The sequence below is a fragment of the Cytobacillus sp. genome (assembly GCF_964223445.1).
Classification (GTDB): Bacteria; Bacillota; Bacilli; order Bacillales; family Cytobacillaceae; genus Cytobacillus.
In genome coordinates this window covers 1-15,121 of record NZ_CAXQGS010000134.1, presented here as the reverse complement: position 1 = coordinate 15,121, position 15,121 = coordinate 1, and the positions used below count along the sequence as shown (strand labels likewise).

Below are 15,121 nucleotides of genomic sequence, written 5' to 3'. Positions count from 1 at the left end.
TGCAGAAAGAGCTATACCAATTGGAGCAAGTGCCACAACGGTCCCCATGTACGTTCCCATCGATAGTGAAATAAAGCAGGCAATGATAAAAATTCCGACCATCAGCAGATTCTGAGGGATGAATGAGAGTGCAAGATTCACGGTCGAATCAACCGCACCCATACCTTTAGCCGTTCCAGAAAAGGCCCCTGCCAGGATAAAAATGATGGCCATTAAAATAATATCAGGATGTCCTGCTCCTTTCGTGAATATCTCCACTTTTTCCATAAACGGCTTTTTTCTGTTCATTGCCAGTGCTATTCCGGCTGTAGCGGATACAATGACAATGATTGGAATGCTATTGAAATCTCCTGTTGCTATGCCGCTTCCAATAAAAATTAGAAGGAAAGCCATAAGCGGCAATAAAGCCCAGGGATTGCCTTTGTTTTTCATTAAAAATCTCCTCTCCGAATAAATTTTCCAGCAAAATAAAAAGACCTCTTCAAGCAAGAAGAGATCTTAACAAATCAATCGTTCTCTTCTTATCTGCCAAGCACCTATGCTTGCTGGATTTGGCACAGCGCTCTATAGAGCCCGCTGCCGAGACATCTTCGGGCCAGTCCCTCAGTCTCTCTTGATAAGCGATTCATATGAAATTATTCTGAAATAACTCACGTTTGAAAATTATACAGGAAACTCGTGAAACTTCAAGCACTTTTTTGTTGTGGATTAAGAATCTGAATAATACTTTAAAGGTGAATAACGGGGATTGAAATTAAAAAAAGCCGCAATGCGGCTAAAAACTAGTGAAGTTCTTTAGAATTTGGAGGGTTATGCCCCTTTTTCAGCTCCTGAAAAATATCATCTGAGGCTTGAGGTGCAGGCTGAACGGGTGACTGCAAAATCATTTCTCCCATAAGCCTTTTAAACTCTCCAACAGTTAAAGGCTTCGCATCATTCATTAACTCATACCCAAGCTGTCCATTCGGTTCAAGAGTTGCCATTTTGACATCTGAAATTTTTGTGATTCCGCTGGTTCTGAGCCTCATTTCCAGCTGATCAGCTGTAAAGCGCAATTTCCTCATATTTGCTGTTTTAAGTTTCCCATCCTCAATCACTATTTTAGATTTGCCCGTGATAAATTTTTCAACAAAATTAAACTTAACCTGAAGATATTCCATTAATATTAATGATCCAATTAAGATAGCTGCTGCCACAATCGTTTTCCAAACACTAGTCTCAACGATCGGCTGAATAATGATGGTGCCTATTGAAATCATCACAACTGTTTGGGCTAGTGTCATTTGCGAGATGGATTTTCTTCCGGCCACACGCAAAAGCAATACCCCTGAAAATATTAAAAGGACTGATTCCCATATAAAGTTCATCTATTGCCACCTCCCTTTTTCTCATAGGGTATGGCATAGCAGGTACATATATACAATCGGTGAAAAATAAAACAGCCTGACCATATGGCCAGGCTGTTTTTGTATGGGTCTGTCGATTATAGTTTAGTTACGTTAGCTGCTTGAGGTCCGCGTGCACCTTCAACAACTTCGAAAGAAACTTCTTGGCCTTCTTCTAAAGATTTGAAACCTTCAGATTGGATAGCAGAGTAATGTACGAATACGTCGTTTCCGTCTTCACCTTCGATGAATCCGAAACCTTTTTCAGCATTGAACCATTTTACTTTACCGTTTTTCATGAAAAAAATCCTCCTATTGGCTAGAAAAAGCCATGTGTAAATTCACCATATACACGCTTATAACTTTACGTTCATTACTCATCCAGACCATTGCCTAACGGTTGAAAAAGCAGCTAGCAAAATATAAACACGATGCATAACGGCTGATTCAAATTTAGCATTTATAGGGAGAAATGTCAACTAGCATGGCCGTCTGAAGAAGGTAATTTTCAAACTATTCCGCCATTTATCAGCATTCAATTATATATATATCTATTAAAGATAGCTTCTCCTATTTTAGAGGCGAGCAAACAAACCAATTATATGAGGCTTTCATAAAATATAGAAAATAATATCAGGAGGTGAGTGCATTGAACTTATATGATTTTTTAAACCAGAATTATTACATGCTGGTGCCTGCTTTGTGGGTAATTGGTTATGCATTGAAACAGACACCAAAAGTCCCTGACTGGTCCATCGTATGGATTCTTGTGATCATTTCGGTTTCCGCAGGCAGCTTTGCATTTGGGTTTTCTTTTGAAGGGCTCCTTAACGGAATTGTTGCGGCAGGTGTTGCAGTGCTCGGACATCAAATGATGAAACAGACAATAGAAGGTGCATACAGCAATAAAAAGAAATAGGTTATATCAAAAAAAGTTCATCCCGCTTGGGCTGAACTTTTTATTTACTCTATTATTTTAAGCCGGCCAGGACTTTTTCAATATCTTCTGCTGTCATTTCCTGTGCTTTTGCAAAACTGTATACATGATTCGATGCCCAGGAATCATAAAGCCTTGCAAGATCATTTCGGTCATATACTTTATTGGCAAATGTGCTGAAAAAATAAACAATCAGGACATTCACGACATTTTGCGGCAGCTGTTTTCTGTTTGCAAGCGTACCCAAAGCGATTTTTTCCAATCCTCTAATATTGCCGCCTGTTAAATGTTCAACTATTTCAAGCGGGGAAGCAGTTTCACACTTTTGCACAAAATCAGGGTCATTTAATAAATTTAACATAGGTCTCTCCCCTCTATAGCTTCTATTTATACACATTTGGAGGAGATCAATAAACCCTTTTGGGTATTTTGTATCAAAAATGATATAAATAGCAGAGATTTGTTAAATAAATGTCACTTGCCTTTAGGTTACCCGCGAATAAACCCTCCCTCGGAATGAATCACCTGCCCTGTTACCCACTTTGAATCTTCACTTGCCAGAAATGCTGCCAGATTGGCTGCGTCTTCAGGCTGGCCGATTCTGCCGGCAGGAAATTTAGGCAAAAGGTGATTTCTTATCTCCGCATTCATCCATGTGGAGTCGGTGGGACCAGGGTTAATCGCATTGACGGTTATTCCTAAATGAGCAATTTCTGTTGACAGAGATCTGGTAAATGTCGTAATGGCTGCTTTAGTAGAAGCATAGGCCAGTTCACCGGGCATTGGTCCCAGCTCCTGTCCTGAAGTCATATTAATAATTCTTCCATATGGCAACTTCCATTCCGGAAATCTTTTGGAGAATTCTGTACAAAGAAGAAATACGGCTCTCATATTAACCGCATAGTGTGCGTCCAGAGTTTTTGCGTCAAGATCAAGATAACCATCTCTAGTTGAATGTGCTGCATTATTAACGAGGACCATCGGCTTTCCAACTGTTAAGGCAACGGATTCCAGCACCTTTTCTGCTGATTGACCATCCGATAAGTCTGCTTCAAGGCCTTTGCATGCAACACCGCTTTCCGATATTACCTTGCTGAATTCTTTTTCCCAATGGGGCTCGGCATCCCAATAAGTAAAAAATATATTAAAACTTCGGCTGGCTAGCTTTCGGCAAATAGCAGCACCAATGCCTTTATGGCTGCTGACGCCTGTAACAATTGCAGTTTTATTCTGCTGATCCATTCAGCGTTCCCTCCATTTTGGGCCTGCTGCAGCTAGCCTGGAGATAAAGATTCCAATAAAAAGGCAGATACACAACAAGGTATCTGCCATTCATGGTTTGAGTTTCCACAGCAGGCATTCCTTGTTTTATCATTTATAAGAATAGACAAATCTCTCCCTTTATTAAGAGATGCTGTTCTATATAAGCTTTAAATGATTACAAGTTCTGCCACATAATAGAATCTCAATTCCCCTTCCGTATATCTCCTATTTTGAGCATATCTGCAAGAACAGGAAAAAGCAAGATAATATTTCAGGGTGCTCTGTTAGTTTTCGCCAGTACTCCGCCAAACATTAAAGGGAACGATAATGTTATTTTGTTTCCCTGTGAAGGGTGTGTTTTTTTAGTTTTGGAGAGTATTTCATTATTTCAATCCGATCAGGATTATTTCTTTTATTTTTGGTTGTAATATAATTGAGATCCCCTGTTTCTGTGCATGCCAAAGTAATTTTCACTCTCATTTCACTTCCTCCATCATATTAGAATAATAAGCTGGCAGCCGGTCAGCCAGCATGCTCCAGTCTGAACACATTTCTTTTTCCGTTAGTAAACAATCATCCAGTCTTGATTCAATCTCTTCATTTTTCATACCCATGCCAATAAATACAAGTTCTGTCATCCTGTCTCCAAAAACGTTATCCCATCTATCAAGCAGTTCTGGTTCTTCCTTTAAAATTTTGTTTTTTTCCGCCTCTGGAAGGGCTGCAATCCATTCGCCAGCACCTTGCAGTGTTATGGACGGTCCTGCCTGGGACAGGAGCCCGGCCATGTCATTGCGTGACGCCAACCAGAAAAAGCCTTTGGCTCTCACAATATCTGCAGGGAAATCCTCCAGCCATTGCATGAATCTTTCTGGATGGAAAGGCCTTTTCCTTTTATATACAAAGGATGAAATTCCATATTCTTCCGTTTCCGGTGTGTGTTCCTCATTAAGCTCCTTAATCCAGCCTGCTCCCTGGCTCGCCGTTTCAAAATCAAAAAGACGAGTATTAATGATCTCTTCCGGTTCAATCTCTGAATGTACGGCTTTAATAATTTTCGCTTCAGGATTTAACTTTTCTAATACTGCCTTAAGCTCATCAGCGCTTTCCGGATCAACCAAATCCATCTTGTTCAGCACTATGACATTCGCAAATTCTATTTGGTCAATTAATAAATCAACAACTTCCCGTACATCACTTTCATCTGTGCCCTGTTTACGGTCCAGCAGAGTTTCTCCGCATGCAAAGTCATGCCAAAATCGATTTGCATCTACAACTGTTACCATTGTGTCAAGCGTGCATCTTTCCGAAAGATTAACTCCTAAACTTTCATCCATATAAGTAAAGGTCTGAGCAACCGGAACAGGTTCTGAGATGCCTGAGGATTCAATCAGGATATTTTCGATATCCCCTTCGTTAACCAGCCTTTCCACTTCTATCATTAAGTCTTCTCTCAAAGTACAGCAGATGCAGCCGTTTTGAAGCTCCACCAGTTTTTCATTGGTTCTGGAAAACCCGCCTTTTTTTACCATGGATGCGTCAATGTTGACTTCACTCATATCATTCACAATAACTGCCATTTTCTTATTGCCGCGATTATTTAAAATGTGGTTCAGCAGAGTGGTCTTTCCTGAACCTAAATAGCCGCTCAGTACAGTGACGGGTATCTTCTGTGTCATGGATTCTCTCCTTTTAACATAAATAGTATTCATTACGATTTACAGCAGGTTAGTACCCCCTCATCTGATTAGATGTAGTGTTGACTCGAAAATATTGGTGGGTTTTTAATAAATCGTAATTATTACGATTTAAATCATATTAAAATTTTCTTTCGATTGCAAGGATTAACTATATATTTTTTTCCCCTTCGATTCTCCTATCCTTTCAAAATGCTCATAATCCCATTTACATTTTCATAAAATTAATATAGAGTATAAAACGAAATCATTACGATTTTTAAATACAGGAGGATACTTATGAACCGAGTTTTTCGCAGCCATATCATTGATATAACGGGCATAATTTTGATAGCCATTCTGGTATATTTCATATCTTTCAGCTCTGGCTTAGGTTTATCTTTTGATATTCCCCCTTCTCTGTTAAATCTGAATGTTATCTTTATCAGCATCCTAATAGAAGCGTTGCCTTTTGTCCTGATAGGTGTGCTGATTGCAGGGTTTATCCAAATTTTCATTACAGAAGACCATATAAAAAGGTGGATTCCGAAAAATAGAACGGCTGCTGTTGTCATGAGCTGTGTGGCAGGCGCCCTTTTTCCAGCGTGTGAATGCGGTATTGTCCCCATCATCCGGCGGCTTATGTCTAAGGGTGTTCCAGTATATGCAGCGATTGGTTTTATGCTGACTGGCCCCCTGATTAATCCCATCGTCATTGCTTCTACATACATGGCTTTTGGAAACGATTTTGAAATGGCGGGCTTACGAATGGGACTGGGATTCCTAATTGCCATAATAGTTGCCTTTAGCGTGAGCATCATCTTTAAGTCCGGGCAATTAAAGGAAAGTATTCACTTGCCCCACAGCAGCGAAAAAAATCGTTCCTTCCTTGACAGGGTTTGGTCGATGCTGACCCATTCAATCGATGAATTTTTTGACATGGCCAAATATTTAATTATTGGTGCTTTATTAGCTTCCATTGTACAAGTCTATATGCCGGCAAAAACATTTTTGCAAAGTGCAGATAATCCGGTAGTATCCTTGCTGATCATGATGGGTTTTGCTTATGTTTTGTCACTATGCTCCGAGGCCGACGCATTTATTGGTGCTTCATTCAGCAGCATATTTCCTAAGTCTTCCATACTGGGGTTTTTGATCTTCGGGCCGATGATCGATTTTAAAAATACAATCATGATGCTTAGTGTGTTTAGGATGAAGTTTGTTCTTGGGGTATTAGCGCTGACTGCTTCCGTTGTCTTTTTCACGCTGCTTCTTGTACAGAATTTCATTTAGGAGGATTGCTATGAAAATCCATTTTCAGCAGGCGCTGAGGGCGCTGATTCTACTGGCTTTTTGCGGACTGATTTTTCAGCTCCATTATACAGGAGACATAACTAAATATATTAATCCAAAATATGTCCGGTTAAGCCAATCCGCTTCCATTCTATTTTTATTTTTATTTTTTATTCAGATTACCAGGATATGGACCTACCAAAGAGAAGAAGTTGTTCACGAACACCACCACGGTCAGGACTGCTCCCGCCATGATGATCAAAGCTGTTCTCATGATCATGACCATGGAGATACACCGTTTACTTGTAAAAAGCTGCTGTCATATTCCATTATATTAATTCCGTTATTAACAGGATTCTTCTTGCCTGCAAAGACGCTTGATGCTTCCATTGCTGAAAAGAAAGGCGGGCTGGCCATACTTGGCAATCAAAAACAAGAGGTGAATACATCGGCTGGCTCTGATGAAAAGGCAGATGTATCAGACTTTGAACTTGAAGACTTTTCATTTGAAGAAGAGCTGGAAGAAGGAGAGGAGCTGGAGCATGACCTTTCTGTAAATGAAGAAGTAGAGGAAATATCCAATGAAGAGTTTGAGCAATTAAAAAAGGACCTTTATTCGGCTCCTGCTATTAAGATGGATGATAAAGTTTTTAGTTTGTATTATGAGGAAATCAGTAAAGATATTGATAAATTCATTGGCAGGGAAATTGAATTTCAGGGATTTATATATAAAGAAGAAGGACTTGGTTCCAATCAGCTTGTCATTTCGAGGTTTTTGATTACACATTGTGTGGCAGATGCAAGTATGATTGGCTTTCTATCAGAAATGGAGGAAGCTCCGGAACTCTATGATAATATGTGGGTCAAAGTTAGCGGAGTCATAGACAAGGCAGCCTATAATGGGACAGAGCTGCCTCTGATTAAAATTAAGGAATGGAAAGAAATTGAGGAGCCGTTTATTCCATATCTGTATCCATTAACCATCAAAATCTTATAGTACAAAAGGGACTCAGCTGAGTCCCTTTTATAATTTAAATCTCGACACAACTTCCTGCAATTCTTCAGCTAGTTTTGCAAGTGACCCGGATGATGATGATACTTCTTCCATTGTAGCAAGCTGTTCTTCTGTTGCGGCAGACGTTTCCTGTGAAGCTGCTGCATTTTTTTCTGAAATGTCCTGCACATTTGTCATGACTTCAATGATCTGGCTGGTTAAGGCCGTCAGTTCCTCCACTGAGGATGAAACTTCCTCGACTTTATGTGTTACATCGCCCATTGAATGGCTGATTTCGGCAAAAGCAGCACTTGCTTCCATCTTATCTTCAAGGCCATCTTTTACCTGTTCATTCCCTTTCTCCATTGCCTGAACAGCCTGCTTTGTTTCTTCCTGAACAATTCCAATCATTTGCTGAATCTGAACAGCAGATTGTTTGGAACCCTCTGCGAGTTTGCGGACTTCATCAGCTACAACCGAAAAGCCCCTGCCATGTTCACCAGCCCTTGCAGCTTCAATGGCTGCATTGAGTGCAAGCAAATTGGTCTGCTCCGCGATAGCGGTGATCAGTTCCACGATATTGCTGATTTCTTTTGATCGTGATTCGAGCGTATAAATATACTGTGTGGCTTCTCCTACAGAAGTATTTATTTCATTCATCTGCCTTACAACATTTTCGACTGATTTAGTGCCTTTTTTAGTCAAGTAATCAGTTTTTTCTGCTGCTTCAAGCATTAGCACGCTGCTAGAAGAAATCTGCTGCATTCCGTAAGCAATCTCCTCCATTGAAGAAGATACCTCTCTAAAACGGTAAAGCTGCTGTTCAGTGCCAAGGGCATTTTTTTGTGAAATAGCTGCAACCTGTTCAGAAGCCAATGAACTTTCCTCTGCACTCGCAGCCAGTTCCTCACTGCTTGATGCAACTTGTTCTGAAGTGCTTCTTACCTGGCTGACCACAGATCTCAAATCTTTTACCATCTTATTTAAAGATAAAATAAACGCTCCTATTTCATCCCTGTTTTTCACTTTAATGGAGCCCTGGCTTAAATCTCCTCCAGCTACCTTGTCTATCATAGCTGCAGCCAGATTTATCGGCCTTGAAATCTTTCTGCTTATAAAATAAGCGATCGTCATCGCAGACAGGATGGCAGCAATTGTAATGATTAAAGTAATGACCTTAGCTGATTTTACGCTGGAAACTGTTTCATTTATCCCAGCATCCAATTGGGCTTCATAAAATTTTACAAGTTCATCCGCTTTTTTGTTGAATTCCTGGCTGACCTGTTTATCAGAGGATTCAACTAATGACATGTATGCATTATTATCTTCCAGCTTAAAATTTAATTTCTTTATCAATAATGCTCTGGTAGCGATCATGGAGCACTTTCAGCTCCTTCGCCAATTCCTTTTCTTCTTTATTGCTGGTTAATTTATTCAGTTCATTGATATGATGTTCCATTCTCTTGCGGGAACTTTCATAGTCACTAAGATATGTAGAGTCACCTGTCAGGAGATAGCCGCGGATTCCCCCTGCTTCATTCATAAGCTCTGCCTTCAGGGTACAAGCATCACTTCAGAGACATTTTCATCTAGTAAGCTCTGATAATTTCGGTTAACGTTACTGAGTTCAAAATTCGATAAACCGGAGACAAGACCAAATAATAAAAGGACAGATAAAAACCCGAGGAACAGTTTTTTTGCCACAGATAATTTCATGACTTTTCCTCATTTCCAGATAAAATAGGATATTCTACTTATAATTTAACATGAACGCACCCGGTAAGTCAGGTTCTTTTTACCTATTAACTCATATATTTACAGAAAATTCTCTTCCTTTCACGATTATTTGCATCAAAAATAAAAAAATGCCGCTAATCCGGCTGGCAGATTAGCGGCGACTATGCAGACCAAAGATCCTTAGGGAGGAGATCTTCTATATTATTGTATTAAAAGGGACTGAAAAGGTGTGGACAAACCCCTCCGCTTTTTGCTTATTTATTCATCGAACAGAGTCCAAACACTTCTACAGCCTTTACCTGGCTAGGTTCTCCTGATAATTTATTTAGACAAAACAAGCTCATACTGGAGATAGACATCCTTAAGTGCTGCCTGAATCGCCTGTCCGGCTTTCCCCCGATAATGGTGCTGAACCTTTTCTATGAGTTCTTCAACCCCTTCCCCCAAGCAATAGCCTCTAAGAAGCTGGCGGATATATTCACGACCATGCTGAGTGGCGAGTGTACATGATGAATCTACTATCACGCCATATTTAAAGTCAAGTTCCAATGTAATTGTAATAGAATCATATAGGTTTCTCGCAGCCATACCCTGCGGAAGTTTGGCATGGCCGGCAATAAAATAAGTGTTCATACTATTGTTCTCCCTTTTGTCACTCTCAGGAAAATGGGTGTTTGCCAATTAAACAGAATGCTATCTGTCATGTTTCCCTTACTTAATGGACTGATACTTCTTCAAATGGCCACGCTGGCAGCTGCTTTCGAAGCGGCTTATCCTCCCTGTATCCCAGAGCATATTCTCCTTGCATAATAGTGTGAATTTCTCTTGTTCCCTCGTAAATCACCGGAGCTTTTGAGTTTCTTAAAAAGCGCTCAACCGGATATTCATCTGAATAGCCATATGCACCGTGGATTTGAACGGCATCATTGGCAGCTTCGAAAGCTGCATTGCATGCTATCCATTTCGCAAGGGACGTTTCTTTTGTATTCCTTTTCCCTTGATTTTTTAGCCAGCCTGCTTTAAACACAAGCAATCTGGAAATCTCCAAATTGGCACTCATTTTTGCAATCATCTGCTGAACGAGCTGATGCCTTCCTATTTCCTTGCCAAAAGTTTTGCGTTCATGGCAATATTTTAGACTGGATTCCAGACTGGCTTCAATTAAGCCAACCGCCCCTGCTGCTACAGTAAATCGGCCATTATCTAATGCTGACATGGCAATTTTAAAACCTTCTCCTTCTTCACCAAGCCTATTTGATACAGGCACTCTTACATCAGACAAAAATACCTCTCCCGTGTTGCCTGCCCTTATTCCCAGCTTTCCTTTAATGGCCTTGGTTTCTACACCCGGGAAGTTTCGTTCAACTATAAATCCAGTAATACCCTTGTGCCCAATATCATGTTCTGTTTTAGCAAAAATGAGGAAATTATCCGCTGCATCACAAAGTGAAATCCACGTCTTTGATCCATTTAGAATATAAGAGTCTCCATCCCGCATGGCAGTTGAATTCATTGCAGCTACATCCGACCCTGCATTGGGCTCGGTTAAGCCAAATGCTCCTACCTGTTTGCCTTGTGCTTGCGGCACTAAATACTTCTGTTTTTGCTCTTCGGTTCCCCATTGAAGCAATGTCATACTATTTAATCCTGTATGGACAGATACCGCAGTACGGTAGGCAGTATCTCCACGCTCCAGCTCTTCACAGACAATTGCCAAAGTGTTGTAATCCATCCCTGCACCGCCATATTCCTCAGGGATACAAACACCCATTAAATGCAATTCAGCTAATTTTTTTAGTATTGAAGGTTCAAAATGACCTTGTCGGTCCCACTCCTGAATATTTGGAATAATTTCCTTGTCTACAAACCTTTTCACTAATTTTTTCACACTTTGCTGTTCATCAGATAATTCGAAGTTCATCATTTCAATTCCTCCTATATAATTTGATTTTTTCTAAACCTGTCAATTTGGTCGGGATGGTAACCGAGTTGCTCCAAAATGCTTTCTGTGTGCTCACCAAACATGGGAGGATGATGCCTCATTTTTACAGGTGATTTAGAGAGCTTAATCGGTGAACCGGTAAGTCTAAGAGTTTCAATATAAGGATGATCCATATCGACTACCATTTCTCTGGATCTTATTTGCGGGTCATCAAAAATTTCTTGAACAGTATTGATAGGGCCGTTGGGAATTGCCGCTTTATCCAAAATGTCTTTCCACTCCTTTTTTGTTTTTTTTGAGAGCAGTTCTTCAAGTATTGGAATAAGCTTCGATTTATTCTCCAAACGGTTCTCATTATGAATAAACTCATTCATTTCAGATAAGTCCTGCCTGCCCAAAGCAGCTGAAAATCGCTTAAATTGCTCATCATTCCCTACTGCTATAACAAGTTCACCATCTTTTGCAGAAAACACCTGGTATGGAACTATATTTGGGTGATGGTTTCCTAAACGTTTTGGAGTTACTCCGCTGCATAAATAATTGCTGGCAACATTAATTAGTGAAGAAACCTGGCAATCCATTAAGGAAATATCAATTTCCTGCCCCTCCCCTGTTTTGTTCCGATGCTGGAGAGCAGATAAGATGCCAATACATGTATAAAGGCCGGTTAGTACATCCGCAATTGCAACACCTACCTTCAATGGGCTCCCATCCGGCTCTCCAGTTATGCTCATTAGTCCGCTCATCGCCTGAATAATGTAGTCATATCCCGGCAAGTCCTTATATGGTCCGGTTAAACCAAATCCAGTAATGGAAGCCATAATTAAAGAAGGGTTCATTTCTTTCAAACTTTCGTAGCCCAAGTTCATTTTTTCCAGCGTCCCTGATTTGAAGTTTTGCACAACTACGTCTCCTGTTGAGACAAGTTTCCTGAAAATTTCTTTCCCCTCTTCAGCTTTTAGGTTTAGTGAAATGCTCTGCTTATTCCTATTCGCACATAAATAATAGGCACTTTCTCCATTTAAAAAAGGCGGACCCCAGCCCCGTGTTTCATCACCGGTTTTATAATGCTCTATCTTAATCACCTCGGCTCCTAAATCACCAAGAATCATGGAGCAAAAAGGACCGGCCAGCACCCTTGATACATCGATTATTCGGATTCCCTCTAAAGCACCCTTCACTTTTTCACCTCTTTCATAAATTTAAAAAAACAAAAAGAGTCAGCAAAACAGACAATGTCAATTAAGACATTGAAAGCCTTACTGACTCTTATTCAAGGCTCGTCTTCCGGAAAGGAAGTTCAAGTGAACAAAGTCAATCCTTGGGGCATTAATTTGAATTAAAACTTCAAGCCGTGCATGCAGCAAGGAAATTGCTGTCATCGGTTTGTTAAGCTCATTATATAATAATTAACTGAATATTTCAACATTAATTCACCAGGTACCTATACCAGTTTGCTAAAGGGTCCAGGTACCCGGCACTTATTAAACAGCTTTTTTCAAAATTCCTGAATATTCCTTGGAGGTTCTTAGCTCGATAGTCAGTACGCCATTACCGAAATGTGCTTTTACAAGGAGGGGTATGCCAGTTGTGTTTTCAAATCTAAAATCTTTGCCTCCATAAGATACCGTTGCATCTCTTCCTTTTGGAACATAACCTACTGTTACGGAATGGTGATGCTTTTCTACATAGCTTACCCCGACCTTGTCAACTGCGTTAAATAAAGTGGAGGAAGTCTGGCAGATCCCGCCTCCAATTCCCATAACAAGCTTACCATTGATAGCTTCTTCTGCCGGCTGATAACCATGGGCTGCGTCACTTGGACCCACTGTTGTATTAAAGGAAAAATGGTCGCCCTCACCAAGGATAATATTATTAATGGCCTCGGCGGAAAGCTCTATATTTTTCGTTCTGCCGGCTACTCCGCTATTGAAGTAGGTCGTATAAGAGGCGACTACCACTTCATCCAAGCTCGGAACATCTTCAGGGCTATATCCGCTTTCAGTAACATAGAGAGGCAATTCAACATCCCCTCCGCTTACAGACGCAGCAATAATCTTATCCACTAGTTCATTTTCTTCAAGAATGATTTCGGGCTGCCCTTTAATTACCTTCCCATCCGGTCCTATTTTATCAAGGGTCATCCTTTGGTCATAGCCTTGCGTTGTATCCGTACCACGCGCCAGTTCTTTGGCCCATTGGGCCAGATTTGCTTTATATTTTTCATCGTCATTTCCAAACCCCATCTCAGCAGGGCTAAAGGTCTTAAGCACAGCCTTTGTATTAGGATCGGTAACATTAACCACAATCGGTTTTACTTCTTCCTTCTTCTCCTCCTCTTTTGCCTGCTCTTCTTCCCTTGCCTCCTCTTTGGCCAGTTCTTCCTCCTTTACCTTCTCTTCTGCCGGCTTTTTCTCCGGCTCATTATCTCCTGCTGCTTTCCCTGAACACCCGGCTAATCCTATTAAACTTCCAATCAACATTAATAAAATTCCCCATTTTAGCTTCCTCATTTTTCCCCCAGCTTTTTCTTGTATTCTTCCTTTCTCTTTTTAGGAAGTCGTTTCCATTTTCATATTGTATTCAATTCGGGAAAGAGGTATTCCTGCATAACAGCAGCTCAGTTTGTACCTTTTTTCCTGAATTAAAAAAACGCCTGCAGCAGCAGACGCTTTCATTATAATCCCCCACAGCCGGGTGAATTTTCCCGATGGCCGGCTTCTTCTTTCGGAACAGACTCTAGCCCATACCCTGTTGAACTAATTTCAAGTGTCCCTTTTGACGAAGACTCACTACTAAATCCCTCATTGCTGCTTTCAGGGCGGAACTGATTATTATCTTTTTTCATAATAGCCTCCCAATACTCTTTTCTATTCCTTAATCCCATGCAGCCATTCATGATAACAGCCTTTACATAAAACTTCTTCTCTCTCTTGATCGGCCACATCAAATGTAATCAGATGCAATTGATTTCCTTCAATCTCATCAGTGCAATAAAAACACTTTTCACCCATCATGGACCCTCCATAGTTGAAAGTGTTTTTATTTTGAAACAGCTGCACTTTTTTTATACTCAAAAAATGTACCAGGTACCTATACCAGTTTGCTTTAGTGCTATAGATACCTGACCCATTAGCTGCTTTTTTCCTTTATGTCGGTTTGGTTGTCGTATGTTATGACTCGGGCTATTTCGTCATTCATATGTTTATTAGAGTATTCTGTTCCGTATTTAGACATGGAGGTTTTATAAAAAACAAAGCCGAGGATAATCCAGGCAAATACGATGGCCCATTCGTAAGGCCAGATTAATGCTGAAGGCATTCCTGGCATATATAAAATACTAACGCCAAGAGACATAAAGACCGCAATCCAACCAATCGCGGTTCCTCCATGAAGACGGAATGGCCTGTACATATCTGGAGCCTTTTTACGCAAAATAACAAAAGAAAGTGCTACCATAAACCAAGCTACTACTAAACCCAAACCGCCTGCATCAACCAGCCAGACTAAGGCGGGCCTTCCTAACAATGGTGCAGCTGTAGATAAAACAGCAATCAATAAAATGGCTTTATGAGGGGTATTATATTTTGGGTGGAGTTCTCCTAAAGATTTTGGAAGCATCCCTGCCCTTGCAAGTGCATAGATTGCCCGGCTTCCCCCTACATAGAACCCAATCCAGCTTGTCAGAATTCCGCCTATTCCTCCGAGTACTAGAAGATTTCCCATCATTTGACTATCTCCAAAGGCTTTTGCCATTGCGTCAGCTGTAACAAGATTGGATTGAGCAATTTCAGAGGGACTTAGCACACGGGAAACGCCGATAATTACCGCAATATACCAAACAATTGCCATAATAACAGATACAATTAATAATTTACCAATTTGCTTCTGTGG

19 protein-coding genes, 1 pseudogene and 1 riboswitch are annotated in these 15,121 nt (G+C 40.5%); of the genes and pseudogenes, 3 read left to right on the top strand and 17 right to left on the bottom strand.

Annotation, left to right across the window (positions count from 1 at the left end):
- The 3 genes and pseudogenes from ACEQ1T_RS23730 to ACEQ1T_RS23720 form a co-directional block, all read right to left on the bottom strand.
- Positions 1 to 432, bottom strand: a pseudogene (locus ACEQ1T_RS23730) (Na+/H+ antiporter NhaC family protein); the annotation flags it as partial.
- A gap of 86 nt (positions 433 to 518) precedes the next feature.
- A riboswitch (SAM riboswitch) is annotated at positions 519 to 623 on the bottom strand.
- 159 nt (positions 624 to 782) lie between these two features.
- Positions 783 to 1,367 carry a DUF421 domain-containing protein gene (locus tag ACEQ1T_RS23725; RefSeq protein ID WP_206837208.1) on the bottom strand — a complete coding sequence of 195 codons (585 nt, stop codon included), beginning with the start codon at positions 1,365 to 1,367 and terminating at the stop codon, positions 783 to 785.
- 116 nt (positions 1,368 to 1,483) lie between these two features.
- Positions 1,484 to 1,684, bottom strand: coding sequence for a cold-shock protein (locus ACEQ1T_RS23720; RefSeq protein ID WP_009334826.1), 201 nt, complete (start codon positions 1,682 to 1,684; stop codon positions 1,484 to 1,486).
- A gap of 341 nt (positions 1,685 to 2,025) precedes the next feature.
- Between ACEQ1T_RS23720 and ACEQ1T_RS23715 the strand changes: the two genes are divergently transcribed.
- On the top strand, positions 2,026 to 2,304 hold the full coding sequence (locus tag ACEQ1T_RS23715; protein ID WP_370225039.1) for a phage holin family protein: 279 nt from the start codon (positions 2,026 to 2,028) through the stop codon (positions 2,302 to 2,304).
- A 52-nt stretch (positions 2,305 to 2,356) separates the two neighbouring features.
- Here ACEQ1T_RS23715 and ACEQ1T_RS23710 read toward each other — a convergent pair whose 3' ends face one another.
- From ACEQ1T_RS23710 to ACEQ1T_RS23695, 4 genes are all read right to left on the bottom strand, one after another.
- On the bottom strand, positions 2,357 to 2,683 hold the full coding sequence (locus ACEQ1T_RS23710; protein WP_206837202.1) for a hypothetical protein: 327 nt from the start codon (positions 2,681 to 2,683) through the stop codon (positions 2,357 to 2,359).
- 128 nt (positions 2,684 to 2,811) lie between these two features.
- Positions 2,812 to 3,564 carry an SDR family oxidoreductase gene (locus ACEQ1T_RS23705; protein WP_370225037.1) on the bottom strand — a complete coding sequence of 251 codons (753 nt, stop codon included), beginning with the start codon at positions 3,562 to 3,564 and terminating at the stop codon, positions 2,812 to 2,814.
- Between the two features lie 351 nt (positions 3,565 to 3,915).
- Complete coding sequence (gene rpmG / locus ACEQ1T_RS23700; protein ID WP_370225036.1) at positions 3,916 to 4,065, bottom strand: 50S ribosomal protein L33; 150 nt, start codon at positions 4,063 to 4,065, stop codon at positions 3,916 to 3,918.
- On the bottom strand, positions 4,062 to 5,264 hold the full coding sequence (locus tag ACEQ1T_RS23695) for a GTP-binding protein (protein WP_370225035.1): 1,203 nt from the start codon (positions 5,262 to 5,264) through the stop codon (positions 4,062 to 4,064). Before ACEQ1T_RS23695 ends, rpmG begins: the two co-directional genes overlap by 4 nt.
- 297 nt (positions 5,265 to 5,561) lie before the next feature.
- Here ACEQ1T_RS23695 and ACEQ1T_RS23690 point away from each other — a divergent pair, with 297 nt between their 5' ends.
- Positions 5,562 to 6,554: a permease gene (locus tag ACEQ1T_RS23690; protein WP_370225034.1), complete on the top strand. Its 993-nt coding sequence runs from the start codon at positions 5,562 to 5,564 to the stop codon at positions 6,552 to 6,554.
- A 10-nt stretch (positions 6,555 to 6,564) separates the two neighbouring features.
- Positions 6,565 to 7,551, top strand: coding sequence for a TIGR03943 family protein (locus ACEQ1T_RS23685; RefSeq protein WP_370225032.1), 987 nt, complete (start codon positions 6,565 to 6,567; stop codon positions 7,549 to 7,551).
- Positions 7,552 to 7,578: 27 nt separating this feature from the next.
- On the opposite strand, the gene ACEQ1T_RS23680 is transcribed toward ACEQ1T_RS23685, so the two are convergent.
- From ACEQ1T_RS23680 to ACEQ1T_RS23635, 10 genes are all read right to left on the bottom strand, one after another.
- Complete coding sequence (locus ACEQ1T_RS23680; protein ID WP_370225030.1) at positions 7,579 to 8,925, bottom strand: methyl-accepting chemotaxis protein; 1,347 nt, start codon at positions 8,923 to 8,925, stop codon at positions 7,579 to 7,581.
- Positions 8,882 to 9,091: a CHASE3 domain-containing protein gene (locus tag ACEQ1T_RS23675; protein WP_370225029.1), complete on the bottom strand. Its 210-nt coding sequence runs from the start codon at positions 9,089 to 9,091 to the stop codon at positions 8,882 to 8,884. Before ACEQ1T_RS23675 ends, ACEQ1T_RS23680 begins: the two co-directional genes overlap by 44 nt.
- 11 nt (positions 9,092 to 9,102) lie before the next feature.
- Positions 9,103 to 9,264, bottom strand: a complete 162-nt coding sequence (locus ACEQ1T_RS23670; protein WP_370225028.1) for a hypothetical protein — start codon at positions 9,262 to 9,264, stop codon at positions 9,103 to 9,105.
- 342 nt (positions 9,265 to 9,606) lie between these two features.
- Positions 9,607 to 9,918 carry a DUF3870 domain-containing protein gene (locus ACEQ1T_RS23665; RefSeq protein ID WP_206837183.1) on the bottom strand — a complete coding sequence of 104 codons (312 nt, stop codon included), beginning with the start codon at positions 9,916 to 9,918 and terminating at the stop codon, positions 9,607 to 9,609.
- Positions 9,919 to 10,000: 82 nt separating this feature from the next.
- The gene (locus ACEQ1T_RS23660; protein WP_370225041.1) at positions 10,001 to 11,206 is read right to left on the bottom strand and encodes an acyl-CoA dehydrogenase family protein; all 1,206 of its coding nucleotides are present in this window, start codon (positions 11,204 to 11,206) and stop codon (positions 10,001 to 10,003) included.
- A 14-nt stretch (positions 11,207 to 11,220) separates the two neighbouring features.
- Positions 11,221 to 12,408 (bottom strand): CaiB/BaiF CoA transferase family protein, encoded by a 1,188-nt coding sequence (locus ACEQ1T_RS23655; protein ID WP_370225026.1) that lies wholly within the window; start codon positions 12,406 to 12,408, stop codon positions 11,221 to 11,223.
- Between the two features lie 303 nt (positions 12,409 to 12,711).
- A complete protein-coding gene (locus tag ACEQ1T_RS23650) occupies positions 12,712 to 13,740 on the bottom strand; it encodes a VanW family protein (RefSeq protein WP_370225025.1) in 1,029 nt (342 codons plus the stop codon).
- 164 nt (positions 13,741 to 13,904) lie between these two features.
- Entirely contained in the window at positions 13,905 to 14,075 is a 171-nt protein-coding gene (locus tag ACEQ1T_RS23645) for a hypothetical protein (protein WP_370225024.1), read from the bottom strand.
- A gap of 22 nt (positions 14,076 to 14,097) precedes the next feature.
- Positions 14,098 to 14,244 carry a hypothetical protein gene (locus ACEQ1T_RS23640; protein ID WP_206837725.1) on the bottom strand — a complete coding sequence of 49 codons (147 nt, stop codon included), beginning with the start codon at positions 14,242 to 14,244 and terminating at the stop codon, positions 14,098 to 14,100.
- A 115-nt stretch (positions 14,245 to 14,359) separates the two neighbouring features.
- Positions 14,360 to 15,121 (bottom strand): APC family permease (locus ACEQ1T_RS23635; protein ID WP_370225022.1); only part of this gene is annotated, 762 nt, incomplete at its 5' end.

Excerpts from the sequence above, each read along its gene's own strand:
- ACEQ1T_RS23725 (WP_206837208.1), bottom strand. The coding sequence starts at position 1,367 with ATGAACTTTATATGGGAATCAGTCCTTTTAATATTTTCAGGGGTATTG.
- ACEQ1T_RS23720 (WP_009334826.1), bottom strand. The coding sequence starts at position 1,684 with ATGAAAAACGGTAAAGTAAAATGGTTCAATGCTGAAAAAGGTTTCGGA.
- ACEQ1T_RS23710 (WP_206837202.1), bottom strand. The coding sequence starts at position 2,683 with ATGTTAAATTTATTAAATGACCCTGATTTTGTGCAAAAGTGTGAAACT.
- ACEQ1T_RS23705 (WP_370225037.1), bottom strand. The coding sequence starts at position 3,564 with ATGGATCAGCAGAATAAAACTGCAATTGTTACAGGCGTCAGCAGCCAT.
- rpmG (WP_370225036.1), bottom strand. The coding sequence starts at position 4,065 with ATGAGAGTGAAAATTACTTTGGCATGCACAGAAACAGGGGATCTCAAT.
- ACEQ1T_RS23695 (WP_370225035.1), bottom strand. The coding sequence starts at position 5,264 with ATGACACAGAAGATACCCGTCACTGTACTGAGCGGCTATTTAGGTTCA.
- ACEQ1T_RS23690 (WP_370225034.1), top strand. The coding sequence starts at position 5,562 with ATGAACCGAGTTTTTCGCAGCCATATCATTGATATAACGGGCATAATT.
- ACEQ1T_RS23685 (WP_370225032.1), top strand. The coding sequence starts at position 6,565 with ATGAAAATCCATTTTCAGCAGGCGCTGAGGGCGCTGATTCTACTGGCT.
- ACEQ1T_RS23680 (WP_370225030.1), bottom strand. The coding sequence starts at position 8,925 with ATGATCGCTACCAGAGCATTATTGATAAAGAAATTAAATTTTAAGCTG.
- ACEQ1T_RS23675 (WP_370225029.1), bottom strand. The coding sequence starts at position 9,091 with ATGAATGAAGCAGGGGGAATCCGCGGCTATCTCCTGACAGGTGACTCT.
- ACEQ1T_RS23670 (WP_370225028.1), bottom strand. The coding sequence starts at position 9,264 with ATGAAATTATCTGTGGCAAAAAAACTGTTCCTCGGGTTTTTATCTGTC.
- ACEQ1T_RS23665 (WP_206837183.1), bottom strand. The coding sequence starts at position 9,918 with ATGAACACTTATTTTATTGCCGGCCATGCCAAACTTCCGCAGGGTATG.
- ACEQ1T_RS23660 (WP_370225041.1), bottom strand. The coding sequence starts at position 11,206 with ATGAACTTCGAATTATCTGATGAACAGCAAAGTGTGAAAAAATTAGTG.
- ACEQ1T_RS23650 (WP_370225025.1), bottom strand. The coding sequence starts at position 13,740 with ATGAGGAAGCTAAAATGGGGAATTTTATTAATGTTGATTGGAAGTTTA.
- ACEQ1T_RS23645 (WP_370225024.1), bottom strand. The coding sequence starts at position 14,075 with ATGAAAAAAGATAATAATCAGTTCCGCCCTGAAAGCAGCAATGAGGGA.
- ACEQ1T_RS23640 (WP_206837725.1), bottom strand. The coding sequence starts at position 14,244 with ATGATGGGTGAAAAGTGTTTTTATTGCACTGATGAGATTGAAGGAAAT.